Source organism: Pseudovibrio flavus (assembly GCF_009711345.1).
Lineage (GTDB): Bacteria > Pseudomonadota > Alphaproteobacteria > Rhizobiales > Stappiaceae > Pseudovibrio > Pseudovibrio flavus.
In genome coordinates, this window is record NZ_SMMA01000063.1 from 116225 (window position 1) to 128476 (window position 12252).

The 12252-nt window shown below is 52.7% G+C and carries 11 protein-coding genes and 1 pseudogene; 5 read left to right on the plus strand and 7 right to left on the minus strand.

Annotated elements, in window-relative coordinates; genetic code table 11:
• Positions 1-94 (plus strand): annotated as a pseudogene (locus E1162_RS19805) (MOFRL family protein); the annotation flags it as partial.
• 60 nt (positions 95-154) lie between these two features.
• Here E1162_RS19805 and E1162_RS12415 read toward each other — a convergent pair.
• From E1162_RS12415 to E1162_RS12440, 6 genes are all read right to left on the minus strand, one after another.
• Positions 155-1312 carry a Gfo/Idh/MocA family protein gene (locus E1162_RS12415; protein ID WP_155131316.1) on the minus strand — a complete coding sequence of 386 codons (1158 nt, stop codon included), beginning with the start codon at positions 1310-1312 and terminating at the stop codon, positions 155-157.
• Complete coding sequence (locus E1162_RS12420; RefSeq protein WP_155131319.1) at positions 1312-2067, minus strand: sugar phosphate isomerase/epimerase family protein; 756 nt, start codon at positions 2065-2067, stop codon at positions 1312-1314. The genes E1162_RS12415 and E1162_RS12420 overlap by 1 nt, the downstream gene beginning before the upstream one ends.
• 20 nt (positions 2068-2087) lie before the next feature.
• Positions 2088-3173: an ABC transporter ATP-binding protein gene (locus E1162_RS12425; RefSeq protein WP_155131322.1), complete on the minus strand. Its 1086-nt coding sequence runs from the start codon at positions 3171-3173 to the stop codon at positions 2088-2090.
• A gap of 5 nt (positions 3174-3178) precedes the next feature.
• On the minus strand, positions 3179-4117 hold the full coding sequence (locus E1162_RS12430) for a carbohydrate ABC transporter permease (RefSeq protein ID WP_155131325.1): 939 nt from the start codon (positions 4115-4117) through the stop codon (positions 3179-3181).
• A gap of 10 nt (positions 4118-4127) precedes the next feature.
• Positions 4128-5024, minus strand: coding sequence for a carbohydrate ABC transporter permease (locus E1162_RS12435; protein WP_155131328.1), 897 nt, complete (start codon positions 5022-5024; stop codon positions 4128-4130).
• 78 nt (positions 5025-5102) lie between these two features.
• A complete protein-coding gene (locus E1162_RS12440; RefSeq protein ID WP_155131332.1) occupies positions 5103-6338 on the minus strand; it encodes an ABC transporter substrate-binding protein in 1236 nt (411 codons plus the stop codon).
• Between the two features lie 206 nt (positions 6339-6544).
• On the opposite strand from E1162_RS12440, the gene E1162_RS12445 reads away from it, so the two are divergent.
• Genes E1162_RS12445 through E1162_RS12455 form a run of 3 tightly spaced genes read left to right on the plus strand, consistent with a single transcriptional unit; the run spans position 6545 to position 9883 of the window.
• Positions 6545-7585 carry a LacI family DNA-binding transcriptional regulator gene (locus E1162_RS12445; protein ID WP_371311927.1) on the plus strand — a complete coding sequence of 347 codons (1041 nt, stop codon included), beginning with the start codon at positions 6545-6547 and terminating at the stop codon, positions 7583-7585.
• A 42-nt stretch (positions 7586-7627) separates the two neighbouring features.
• Positions 7628-8683, plus strand: a complete 1056-nt coding sequence (locus tag E1162_RS12450) for a sugar phosphate isomerase/epimerase family protein (RefSeq protein ID WP_155131335.1) — start codon at positions 7628-7630, stop codon at positions 8681-8683.
• 15 nt (positions 8684-8698) lie between these two features.
• The gene (locus tag E1162_RS12455; protein WP_155131338.1) at positions 8699-9883 is read left to right on the plus strand and encodes a Gfo/Idh/MocA family protein; all 1185 of its coding nucleotides are present in this window, start codon (positions 8699-8701) and stop codon (positions 9881-9883) included.
• 75 nt (positions 9884-9958) lie between these two features.
• On the opposite strand, the gene E1162_RS12460 is transcribed toward E1162_RS12455, so the two are convergent.
• On the minus strand, positions 9959-10714 hold the full coding sequence (locus E1162_RS12460; RefSeq protein ID WP_155131340.1) for an FCD domain-containing protein: 756 nt from the start codon (positions 10712-10714) through the stop codon (positions 9959-9961).
• Between the two features lie 480 nt (positions 10715-11194).
• Here E1162_RS12460 and E1162_RS12465 point away from each other — a divergent pair, with 480 nt between their 5' ends.
• Positions 11195-12175 carry a sugar-binding transcriptional regulator gene (locus E1162_RS12465; RefSeq protein ID WP_155131343.1) on the plus strand — a complete coding sequence of 327 codons (981 nt, stop codon included), beginning with the start codon at positions 11195-11197 and terminating at the stop codon, positions 12173-12175.
• Positions 12176-12252 lie beyond the last annotated feature (77 nt).

Below are 12252 nucleotides of genomic sequence, written 5' to 3' on the forward strand. Positions count from 1 at the left end.
CGGCTTCTTTGAAGCCATCGGGGACAGCGTGATTACCGGCCCGACCCGTACAAACGTCAACGATTTCAGAGCGATTTACATTTCCGGCGAATAAGCTTCGCACGTATTGGAGACAAAAAAGGCGCCGCTGGGGGTATCCTGCGGCGCCTTTCTTCTATGCAGACTCAACGGGATGAGACTGCAAGAGGCTTTGTGCTTCTTTAGCGCCCAATGCCGCGGGGCGCTGACAGGTTGTTTCAAGATCAATGAAACGGCGCTCCCTGCCGGATTGCAAAATCGAGAACATGATATCTGCAACATGCAAAGCCAGATCTTGATTACAGCGGTGCTCTCTTCCTTCAAGAATTGAGAGTGCCATGTCGGAAAGACCTGCAGCACGGTAGTTTGCAAGATCGCCCATGTTGCCGTGATTTTGGTTTGGCACTGCGAAGGGGTGGTCGCTGGCTGTCATGTTTTTTGACGTGCCTTCGCTATCAACAACGCGTACTTCACCGCCGAAGAAATTGGGATCAGGACCATAAAGCGTGCCAGTTTCACCATAGAGTTCCATGTGGTTGTGGCTATGGTCTTTCACGTCCCAGCTGGCACCAAAGGTAATGGTGGCACCACTTTCAAAGGATAGTAACGCGTGAATGGTCGTTTCCGTCTCAACTGTGATGGTTTCGCCGTTGCGAGGCTGCGATGTAATCACGCGCTCGGGTGACGGAATGGATGTCATCGCGGCAACGCTTTTAACCGGCCCTAACAGCTGGACAAGGTTTGTGATGTAGTACGGGCCAAGGTCCAGAATTGGTCCGCCGCCGTCCTTAAAGAAGAAGTCGGGGTTCGGATGCCAATGCTCCATGCCGCGGCTCATCACATGACATGTGCCGCTGGAAACCTTACCAATTGCGCCGTCATCGATCAGAGACCTGCAAAGCTGATGTGATCCACCAAGGAACGTGTCAGGGGCGGAGCCAATCCGCAGCCCCTTTTCCTTGGCTAGAGTGGCCAGTTCCTGACCTTCTGCCAAAGATAGAACAAACGGTTTTTCGGAGTAGACGTGCTTGCCTGCCTCTAGAATGCGCTTGGAAATCTCAAAGTGAGCAGCCGGAATGGTGAGGTTTACGATGATGTCGATGTCATCCGCTGCCAGCAGTCCGTCTACCGTTTCAGCGCGAACTCCGTATTCGGATGCTCTCTGTTCGGCTGCTTCCATGTTGATATCGGCGCAGGCGCGCAGATCTAGTCCGCGAAATTTGGGACCGAGGGAGAGATAGGTCTGCGAGATATTTCCGCAGCCAATGATACCAATGCTAAGAGTGTCTGCCATTATACGCCTTCCAGCATTTTGACCGAAGCGATAGAGCGGCGCGCAAAGCGATCAAAGTCGCTCGGGTTGTCGTGCTCCATAACAAAAATGGAGGCTCGGCTGCACTCTTCCAATGCCGCTAGGATCTGACCCCATGCAACAACGCCGTGGCCAACATCGGCCCAGCCATCTTCGTCCGCGCATTCCCCTTGAGGGGCAATGTCTTTGACATGTACGGCGGTGATACGCTTACCGTAGTTCTGGATCCACTCCATCGGATCATGCCCGCCGCGAACGATCCATGCAATGTCAGCTTCCCAGTCGATTTCGGGCGCTTCTGTCAGGATGATTTCCATCGGCGTGCGGCCACCGAACTCACTTTGGAACTCAAAGTCATGGTTATGCCAGCCGAAGTTGAAGCCTGCCACGGTGACCTTTTCGCCAACCGCTGCGAGTCTTTTGGCAAACGCCACCCAGCCTTTTTCGTCAGTCGGCCGTTCAGTGGCATCTAGATAGGGAGCGTAGATATTCTTAATGCCAAGGGTTGCCGCGATCTTGAGGCACTCATCCAGATTACCTTCAAGATCGTTGATACCAAAGTGGCCGGAAGGCATGGTCAGGCCATTTGCATCGAGAAGGGCTTTTGTCGCTGTAGGGTCTTCGTAGTTAGCGCCGAAGCCCTCAACCTGCGTGTACCCCATAGCAGCAAGGTCCGAAATAACTTTGGACCAAGGCTGGAAGTTACGCGCACTATATAATTGCAGGGAAAAATTCATTTGAATTCCGAATGTTTGGGTTAAAGACGAATTTCAGAAGCTTTGTCAAAAAGGGATGCTTTGGCCGGATCAAAACCGATTTGAAGGGTTTCACCCACGTCCACTTGGGCTTGCCCGTCCATGCGGAAATGGAAAGGCTGGCCTTCAAGAGACGTCCAGATCAACGTGTCTGATCCCATCGGCTCGACAACCTCGACATTAATGTCTCGTGTGAACGGTAGTTCGCGAGAGGCCTCACCAGCTTGTACGTGCTCAGGGCGGATGCCGAGGTAGATCGGTGCTTGATCCGATGAGCCATCCTTAAAGCCGTATCGACCGAGCTGGATATCCAGTCCCGTAGATTTGAAAGTTGGCGCATCGCCGCCGCCGAACATGCCATCTAGGAAGTTCATGGAAGGCGATCCAATAAAGCCTGCCACGTACTTGTTCACCGGATGGTTATAGATGGTGTAAGGGTCTGCAAGCTGCTGGATAACACCGCCCCGCATGATGGCAATGCGGTCTGCCAATGTCATGGCCTCCACCTGATCGTGGGTTACGTAGATCATGGTGTTGCGTAGGTTCTGGTGCAGGCGCTTCAGCTCAACGCGCAGTTCCGCACGAAGCTTTGCATCAAGGTTTGAAAGCGGCTCGTCGAAGAGAAACACATCGACGTCGCGCACAAGGGCGCGGCCAATGGCAACGCGCTGACGCTGACCGCCAGAAAGCTGAGCTGGCTTGCGATCAAGCAATGGCTCGATTTGCAGCATTTGAGCAGCGCGTTTCACACGAGTATTGATTTCATCCTTGGGAACGCGGGCGTTCTTGAGGCCGAAGGTGAGATTACCGCGCACTGACATCTGCGGATACAGCGCATAAGACTGAAACACCATGCCGATGCCTCGATCTTTGGGTTCAGCCCAGGTGACATTGTTTCCGTTGATGAAAATCTGTCCCTCGGACAAATCAAGCAAGCCAGCGATGCAGTTCAGCAAGGTAGACTTGCCACAGCCAGAAGCGCCCAGAAGGACGAGAAATTCGCCTTCGGCTACTTCTAGGTTTAGCTGGTTGAGGACGGTCGTATCGCCAAACTTCAGGGACAGATCACGGATACTGATAGAGTTCATCGGTCTTATCCTTTCACGGCACCAGCGGCGATACCGCGTACAAAGAAACGTCCGGAGACGAAGTAGATCACCAGAGGCACGGCGCCGGTGAGGATCGTAGCGGCCATGTTGACGTTGTATTCCGTCACACCCATCGTGGTGTTTACGATGTTGTTGAGCTGGACGGTCATCGGGAAGTTCTTGACGCCTGCGAAAATGACGCCGAACAGGAAGTCATTCCAGATACCGGTAACCTGCAGGATGATCGCCACAACGAAAATCGGGACCGACATCGGCACGAGCACTTTCAGGAAAATGCCCCAAAAGCCTGCGCCATCAACGCGGGCAGCTTTGAACAGTTCCTCTGGCAATGAAGCGAAGTAGTTGCGGAACAGAAGCGTCAGGATTGGCATGCCAAAGATGGTGTGCACGAACACAACTCCCTGAAGCGAACCAAACAGCCCCAGCTCACGTGTGATAATCACCAGCGGATAGAGCATGACCTGATAAGGAATGAAGCTTCCGAATATCAGGATAGTGAAGAACACTTCCGAGCCTTTGAACTTCCAGTTGGAGAGGGCATAGCCATTCACTGATGCAATGGCGATGGAAATGATCACGCTTGGAATGGTGATCTGGACAGAATTCCAGAAGCCGACTTTTAGGCCCTCACAGTAAAGACCCGTGCAAGCGGTATCCCATGCCTTTACCCAGGGGGCGAAGGTGATTTCCAGCGGCGGCGCGAAGATGTTGCCAAGGCGCACCTCTGGCATGCCCTTAAGGCTCGTCATCACCATCACATAAAGTGGTAGCAGGTAATAAACGGCTGCAACAAGTAGCACGGAATAAAGCATAATCCGCCCTGGATCGATGCGTTTTATCGGCTTCGCGCCTGCTGGTTCACGAGCGGCGGATTTACTGGAGCGCGGTGTCTTCTGCGCGATATCGTAGGTTTCAACAGTCATATGCGCCCCCTCATCGTGCTTGTTTTTTCTTGCCGTACTCAAGGTAGATCCAAGGGATCAGAATAATGAGAACGGTAGTGAGCATGACGGTGGACGCGGCTAGGGCCTGACCCAAATTGGCGCGAGCGAACATGAAGTCGTAAACGTATTTTGCGGGAACTTCGGAGGCGATCCCTGGACCACCTTGTGTCATTGCGACGACAAGATCGTACAGCTTCACAATGCCAGCAGCGACAATAACGAGTGTCGTAATCATAACGCCGCGCATCATAGGGATGACCACAAACAGATAGGTCTTCCATGTTGGGATGCCGTCTACCTTTGCGGCCTTCCAGATTTCGCTATCGATGCCGCGAATACCTGCAAGCATAAGAACCATAACAAAGCCCGTGCCTTGCCAGATACCCGCAATCAGCAGCGCGTAGAGTACAGTTCCTCGGTTAGCGATTAGGTCAAAGGTGAAGTTCTCCCAGCCCCAAGAGCGAACCGTTTCCTGAATGCCAAGCGATGGGTTCAAGATCCATTGCCAGACAATGCCGGTCACGATGAAGGACAGAGCAAAGGGGTAGAGGTAGATTGTACGGAATGTATCCTCAAAGCGGATTTTCTGGTCAATCAGAGCCGCGAGAACAAAGCCGACAATAAAGGAAATCGTGAGGGAAAGAACGCCATAAATGGCGATATTTTCCATGGACATAAGCCAGCGGGAGGTGCGGAAGAGGCGCTCGTATTGCGCAAACCCAATGAACTCTTCAGCGGGTAGTCCGCGCGACTTAGTGAAGGAATAAACAACCGTCCAAATAGAGCAGCCTAGAAAGACGATCAGCGTAGTGGCGATCATCGGCATTGCCGCGATTTTGGCGTTGAGGTTTCTAAATAGCGGGTTGGGCCGCTTGGCGACAGACATCAACACGTCTCCCATGGAAATCAGGAGGGTCGGCGGTAAAGCCGACCCATCCATTTGATCTTGGTGAGGAGAGGCGCCTTAGTCGGCGAACTCGATGATTTCCACGAAGCGGCCTTGAGCTTCTGCAACAGTCATTTCTGGAGTGTTGAAGAATTCAACCCAGAGATCTTCCATCTGGCCTTGTGTGTCAGAGGAGAAGGACTGCTCGGAACCCGGAAGGATGTTCTCAGGGTCAGAAAGGATCGCGATGCCCTTCTTCATGCATGCGTTTGCATCATCAAGATTGATGTCGCCGCGAATTGGCAAAGACCCTTTCTTGAGGTTGAAGTCTACCTGAACCTGCTTGGAGACGAGTAGAGATGCCATTTCAAGCTGCGCAGCTGTGGTTTCATCATCGCCGGTTTTCGGGAAGAAGAAGGCATCGCCGCCGGTATCGAGAACAGGGTTGGCTCCAAGGCCCGGAAGACAGTCATAGTCCTGTCCAGCAACCTGACCTGCTACAGAGAATTCACCCTGCGCCCAGTCACCCATGATTTGCGCGCCAGCTTTGCCGGTAATCACCATGTTGGTAGCGTCGTTCCAAGCGCGACCCACGTAGCCGTTGTCTACCAGCGTACGAGCCTGTGCGATCGCCTCGAAAACTTTCTTCATTTCAGGGCCGCCAGCAGCTTCGACGCTCTTATCAACCTGAATTTGGCGATAAAGATCTACACCGCCTAGTGCCACCTGAAACACACCGGACATGCCGCTCAGCTGCCATGGCTCGCCGCCAACGGCTAGTGGAGTAACGCCAGCTTCAGCAAGCTTTGGAGAGCTTTCGACGAACTCGGTCCAGTTGGTTGGTACTGCAAGGCCGTTTTGCTCGTAAACGCCGCGGTTTAACCACATCCACTGGAATGAGTGAATGTTGACCGGTACGCAGTAGATGCGGCCTTCATAGCGACAGCTGTCGAGAAGCTTGGAAGGGCGGATGAAGTCGGCCCAGCCTTCTTTTTCAGCAATTTCGGTGAGGTCGGTCATCAAACCGGCTTTGATGAGGTCTTCGGCATCACGGCCAGTGTTGAGCTGGGTCGCGCCCATTGGGTCGCCGCCAGCAATACGGCTGATGATGATTGGGCGTGCGTTGCCGCCACCAGCAATAGCACCGTCTACCCAGTTGTGGCCGCTGGCGTTCACCGCATCAGCGAAAACCTTCACAGCAGCTGCTTCGCCGCCAGAGGTCCACCAGTGAGTAACTTCAAGGTCTGCGGAATATGCAGTTGATACGCCGGCAAGCATAGTTGCGGCGGCAAGAATTGCCTTGGTCTTAAGCATGTGGATTATCCTCCCAGTAATCCGAAATACAAACCGGCCCTCGCTCCCGTCCTATGAAGGCCATTTGACTAAAAGTAATTGGTTGCTGACAGAAATGTTTTGACTGCAATCGATTACATTTATATCGTTGCCTGTGAAATCGATGCGAGTCAACCATAAATAGTGGGCACTCTGCAATAAGAGTAAGTATTGGGCGGATACGGGAAGTGAAAGTTGTTACGGTACAAGATGTTGCAGTTGTTGCAGACGTTTCTACAGCTACGGTAAGTAGGGCGCTCAGCAAGCCGGAAAAGGTAAGCAACGCAACGCGCGAAAAGGTTATGGAGGCGGTTCGGATCACCGGATATCGCATCAACCAAACCGCGAGAAATTTGCGTCGCCAACAGGCTGGGGCAGTGGTTGCACTTGTGCCGAATCTTGGAAATCCCTTTTTCTCTTCAATCCTTTCCGGTATCGAGAGCGTGCTTTCAGAAGCAGGGCTCCGACTGCTAGTCGTAGACAGTGCCCAAGCTGGTTTTCAGCGTGATAGAGCCTTCGATTTTCTCTTCATGAATCAGGCGGATGGCCTGCTGGTTTTGGACGGCTCACTAGACCTCAGACCCCTCACAGATGCCGTGCAAACCCTTGATGTTCCGCCAGTTGTTTACTGTTGTGAGTGGGGTGCAGACGGTCGGTACGCGTCAGTGCGAATCGATAACCAGCAGGGTGCGAAGCTCGCCGTTGAGCACCTCTTCGGGTTGGGGCACCGTCAAATCGGCATGGTCTGTGGACCTGCCGACAATCCGTTGACGGCAGCGCGTGAAGAAGGGTTCTTATCAGCCCTCACTGATATTGGCTTGGGCGTTCCTGATAGCTGGTTGTTCGAAGGTGATTTTTCGATAGAGGCAGGCGCGCAGGCTGCGCGTCATTGGCAGGTGCTAGAAGAGCGGCCAACTGGCATTTTTTGCATGAGTGACGAGATCGCTTTTGGCTTTATGTCAGAGCTGGATCGCATGGGTTTGTCAGTGCCAGATGATGTCTCTCTTGTTGGTTTCGATGACATTGAGATCGCATCCCGCTTCATCCCGCCTCTCACCACTGTACGTCAGCCAAGGTTCGAGATTGGGCAGGAGGCAGCTGGTAAATTGCTGCGCAGAATTAATGGCACTGTAGAGGACTGTGCATCCGGAAATAACCAAGCGCGGCAAACCGTTTTGCCGGTGAATTTGATGGTGCGGCGAAGCACAGCCGCGCTCAGTGAACCATAGTTTAGAGATCAGCTCATTTTGCTTTTCGGGGAGGAGAAGTACATGAAAACGATCAAAGGCCCTGCGCTGTTTCTAGCGCAGTTTGTGGGCGACGATGCCCCGTTTAACACACTTGAAAATATGGCTGGTTGGGCCGGTAACCTTGGCTACAAGGGAGTGCAAATTCCAAGTTGGGATAAGCGCTTGTTTGACTTGGAGATGGCTGCCGAAAGCAAAGCGTACTGTGATGATATAAAGGGTATGCTCGCTACCCATGGCATGGAAGTGACAGAGCTTTCTACCCACTTGCAAGGGCAGTTGGTAGCAGTCCATCCAGCTTATGACGAAATGTTTGATGCCTTTGCTGCCGAAGAGGTTCGCGGCAATCCGAAAGCGCGGCAAGAGTGGGCTGCTAGCCAGCTGATGCTTGCGGCGAAAGCCTCAAAAAATCTGGGCTTGAACGCCCATGCGACATTTTCTGGTGCGTTGGCTTGGCCCTATGTATATCCGTGGCCGCAGCGTCCGGCAGGTTTGGTTGAGACTGCATTCGAAGAACTAGGTAAACGCTGGCTGCCCATCCTGAACGCTTTTGACGAGGCTGGTGTTGATGTTTGCTACGAAATCCATCCGGGTGAAGACCTGCATGACGGCATCACCTTCGAGATGTTCCTTGAAGAGGTGAAAGGACATTCGCGCGCCAACATCCTTTATGATCCGAGCCACTTCGTTTTGCAGCAACTGGACTACCTTGGCTTCCTTGATGTCTATGCTGATCGCATTAAGAGTTTCCACGTCAAGGATGCCGAGTTCAATTCCTCACCAAAGCAGGGCGTCTACTCGGGCTATCAGAGCTGGGTAAACCGTGCAGGACGTTTCCGGTCTCTCGGCGATGGTCAGGTGGACTTCAAGTCGATTTTCTCAAAGCTTACAGCGATGGATTTTGATGGGTGGGCCGTTCTTGAATGGGAATGCGCGCTAAAGCACCCAGAAGATGGAGCAAGGGAGGGAGCGCAGTTCATCAAGGACCATATCATCCGCGTGACAGAGCATGCCTTCGACGACTTTGCAGGTACGGGAACTGATGAAGCTGCCAACCGCCGCATTCTTGGGCTCTCCTGAACACGAGGTACAGATATGAGCGAAACTTCTTCCTCGGAAACTGAGAGCGCACGCCTTGGGCGTCGCCTCCGCCTTGGTATGGTTGGCGGCGGGCAGGGTGCGTTTATCGGCGCTGTTCATCGCATTGCTGCAAGGCTGGATGATCGCTATGAGCTTGTCGCAGGAGCATTGTCGTCGGCCCCAGAGCGGGCGAAAGCCTCCGCTAGCGAGCTATATATCTCGCCGGATCGCGCTTATGCGAGCGTAGAAGAGATGGTGGAGAAGGAAGCAGGGCGCACCGACAGGGTCGATGTTGTTTCTATCGTTACACCGAACCATCTGCACTTTCCCGCTGCGAAGCTGTTGCTGGAAGCTGGCTTTCATGTGATCTGCGATAAACCAATGACGACCAGCGCTGAGGAAAGTGCTGAGCTTGTTGAGATTGTTAAGAGAACAGGCAAGCTGTTCATGCTGACCCACAATTACACGGGTTACCCGATGATCCGGCAGGCGCGGGCCATGGTGCAAGACGGCGCGATTGGTAAGCTTCGGATTGTGCAGGTTGAATATGCGCAGGACTGGCTCACAGAACCGCTGGAACAGACCGGCCAAAAGCAAGCCAGTTGGCGAACAGACCCCAAACGTTCAGGGGCCGGTGGCTGCATCGGGGATATCGGTAGCCACGGCTATAACCTTGCCAACTTCGTCAGCAATGAAAAACCGTCGGAGTTGCTGGGAGAGCTGAGCCACTTTGTTGATGGCCGTGTGCTCGATGACAACGTGCAGATCTTGCTGCGCTATGGCAGCGGCGCGAAGGGCGCGCTCTGGGCAAGCCAAGTCGCCCCGGGTAATGAAAACAGCCTACGACTGCGGGTTTATGGAGACAAAGGCGGGCTTGAGTGGGCACAGGAAGACCCAAACTATCTGTTCTACAGCCCTTTCGGTCAGCCAACCCAGAAATTGACGCGGGGCGGTAACGGAGCTGGTGATCCCGCTCAAGCGGTATCGCGCATACCAGGTGGCCATCCTGAGGGCTATCTGGAAGCCTTCGGTAGTTTGTATAATCAATTCGCTGAGGTCTTGAGCGCACACATTCTGGGCAATCCTGCGCCTGACTGCGCGGCGTTGCTGCCAAGCGTTGAAGATGGCCTTGATGGTCTTCGGTTTATTGAGGCTGCGGTTGCAAGCTCATCAGAAGGCGGGGTTTGGAAGAGGCTGTAATTTCAACGAATTTTGGGAAGAAAAAGGCGCGGAGGATATCCGCGCCGTAATTCATTCTCTTAGCCGCTCGAAAGTTTAGGCAGCTGTCCCTACAGGCTCGTCCTGCTCATCCATTGCAGAAGAGGCACTGTAAAGCGCGTTCTTTGTGCTCTCGATATGAGCCCACATGGCATGCTGCGCACGTCGAGAATCCCGCGAGGCAAGCGCATCCATGATGTCCTGATGCTCTTTACACCAGCTGTTCAGATCTTTTTCGTCGATGTGCTTGTGCAGGCTGTTCCAAAGTGGGTTCTTTGCACGGCCGTCCCACATTAGCTCGACGAGCAACGCTATAACCGAGTTGCCTGTCGCTTTGCCAAGCAGAAGGTGAAATTCCTTGTCCCAGTTGGAGTCGCGAGCACGATCCTCGGAAACTGCCCGTTGTTGAATTTCCGCAAGCTGGGCTAACTGCTCTTCTGTAATTTTGGATGCAGCCAGTTCAACGGTTAGGCATTCCACATGCTGACGGGCCTCGAGCATCTCGAAGGGGCCAGCCTCCTGCATTTCGGATATGAGGCGGCGCAGAGCCTGCTCTGTCCGGCAATCCCCGCTGCTTTCATTAATCGGTACTTCGGAGATGACATGGATACCTGATCCCTTTTTCACGGAGACCATGCCCTGTAGTTCAAGCATGATGATTGCTTCGCGAACCACAGTTCGGCTGATGCCGTAATCAACACAGATAACACGTTCTGGCGGTAGCTTATCGCCAACCTTGAATGTGCCATTGCGGATCAGGGTTTTGAGTTTTTCGCCGATGTCTTGATAAAGGCGAGGCGAATGAGAGGACATTGGCTCTCCCTTGCTTCCGTCCGCAGCTCTCTATGGTTGAGGAGAGAGTCTTAGTCTACATAATTGAAATATTTTAAAAATTTCGCATAAAAATTCAATCGGTGTATGTGCGTATTGGGTGTCGTTTGGCCAAGACGTGCGGATGCCATCTGCATTCCCGCATCTCGCCTTAGAGCCATAGTTGAGTTTTAGTAAATAATGGAACTTCCAATTTTGGGTGTCGGGCGATCATATCTACTTGGCCCATGGTGACGATATTGGTCTGCCTCGGAGGTAGCCTGTGAATGATACGTGGGTTTAATACGGGATTGTTTGGATGAACAAATGTGCATATAGCCTAATGTTATGTTCTTGTTTTCACCTTGTGTGAGCGGCGTCTTGGACGAAATATTTTCCAGATAACTCCGCTCGGCTCATTTGGGGTGAGTATGGGCAACCTGTTCTTTCTATAAGGCGCTCAGGTATTTGGAGTAAGTGAGAATGTCTGCAAAGAAATCTGCAAGTGAAGCGGGCCATGACAAGGCGGGCGATCAGAGTTCTAGCAGACTACGCCTCCGTGCCGCATGGATGTACTTCATTGAAGGCATGACACAGTCCGAAATTGCAGAGCGATTGGGCCTTGGCCGCGTTACTGTTTTGCGCATGATTGCTGCTGCCAGAGAGAACAATGAGGTGAAGATCAATATTGACCATAACCTCACCAATTGCGTTCAGTTGGAGCGGGAATTGGAGGAAAAGTTCGGCATTGGAGAGGTGATTGTTGTCCCTCTTTCAGACCCGAATGCCGATGCAGTTGTGCCAATCGGAGCCGCGATAGGTCAACACATTTCGTCTCTGGTGATGCCTGATATGAAGATCGGGGTAGGCTGGGGGCGTACGCTCTTACAGTCTCTTGCACATATCCAGCGAAGCAATATCGCCAACCTTTCCGTTGTTTCTCTGCTTGGCGGCATTATGAAAGCCAAGGAGTTTAACCCCGCTGAGTTTGCATGGCGATTTGCTGACAACTTCAACGCGGATTGCTTCCTGATGACTGCACCTGCGCTCGTGGACTCAGCAGAAACGCGGCACCGTCTTATCGACAACTGCGGTCTCAAGGAACTCTTTGACATAGCACAGACATTGGATGTCGTGTTGCTTAGTGTCGGCGCTACTGTTGATGATGCAACCTACCGCCGGATTGAACAGATAAGTGGGCAAGAACAAGCGCAAGCAAGAGAAGCTGGCGCAGTAGGGGACTTGATGCTCCATTTCTACGGAGCTGAGGGCGAACTGACCCCTTCACCTTTGAACGATCGGGTGATGTCTATTCCGCCTCAGACGCTGAAAAAAGCCAAAAGACGTATTCTAGCATCCGGTGGGATGAACAAGGTCGATGCGCTTCTAGGTGGAATTCGGTTGATAGAGCCTACAACATTTATAACCGATGAGTGGGCGGCACGTTCTCTCTTAGAGAAGTAATATTTTCGGATATTTCTCATTGCGCACTATTGATGGAATGGTTGTATGCAGAAAGATATAGATCTTTCCTAGTGTTT

Excerpts from the sequence above, each read along its gene's own strand:
- E1162_RS12415 (WP_155131316.1), bottom strand. The coding sequence starts at position 1,312 with ATGGCAGACACTCTTAGCATTGGTATCATTGGCTGCGGAAATATCTCG.
- E1162_RS12420 (WP_155131319.1), bottom strand. The coding sequence starts at position 2,067 with ATGAATTTTTCCCTGCAATTATATAGTGCGCGTAACTTCCAGCCTTGG.
- E1162_RS12425 (WP_155131322.1), bottom strand. The coding sequence starts at position 3,173 with ATGAACTCTATCAGTATCCGTGATCTGTCCCTGAAGTTTGGCGATACG.
- E1162_RS12430 (WP_155131325.1), bottom strand. The coding sequence starts at position 4,117 with ATGACTGTTGAAACCTACGATATCGCGCAGAAGACACCGCGCTCCAGT.
- E1162_RS12435 (WP_155131328.1), bottom strand. The coding sequence starts at position 5,024 with ATGTCTGTCGCCAAGCGGCCCAACCCGCTATTTAGAAACCTCAACGCC.
- E1162_RS12440 (WP_155131332.1), bottom strand. The coding sequence starts at position 6,338 with ATGCTTAAGACCAAGGCAATTCTTGCCGCCGCAACTATGCTTGCCGGC.
- E1162_RS12450 (WP_155131335.1), top strand. The coding sequence starts at position 7,628 with ATGAAAACGATCAAAGGCCCTGCGCTGTTTCTAGCGCAGTTTGTGGGC.
- E1162_RS12455 (WP_155131338.1), top strand. The coding sequence starts at position 8,699 with ATGAGCGAAACTTCTTCCTCGGAAACTGAGAGCGCACGCCTTGGGCGT.
- E1162_RS12460 (WP_155131340.1), bottom strand. The coding sequence starts at position 10,714 with ATGTCCTCTCATTCGCCTCGCCTTTATCAAGACATCGGCGAAAAACTC.
- E1162_RS12465 (WP_155131343.1), top strand. The coding sequence starts at position 11,195 with ATGTCTGCAAAGAAATCTGCAAGTGAAGCGGGCCATGACAAGGCGGGC.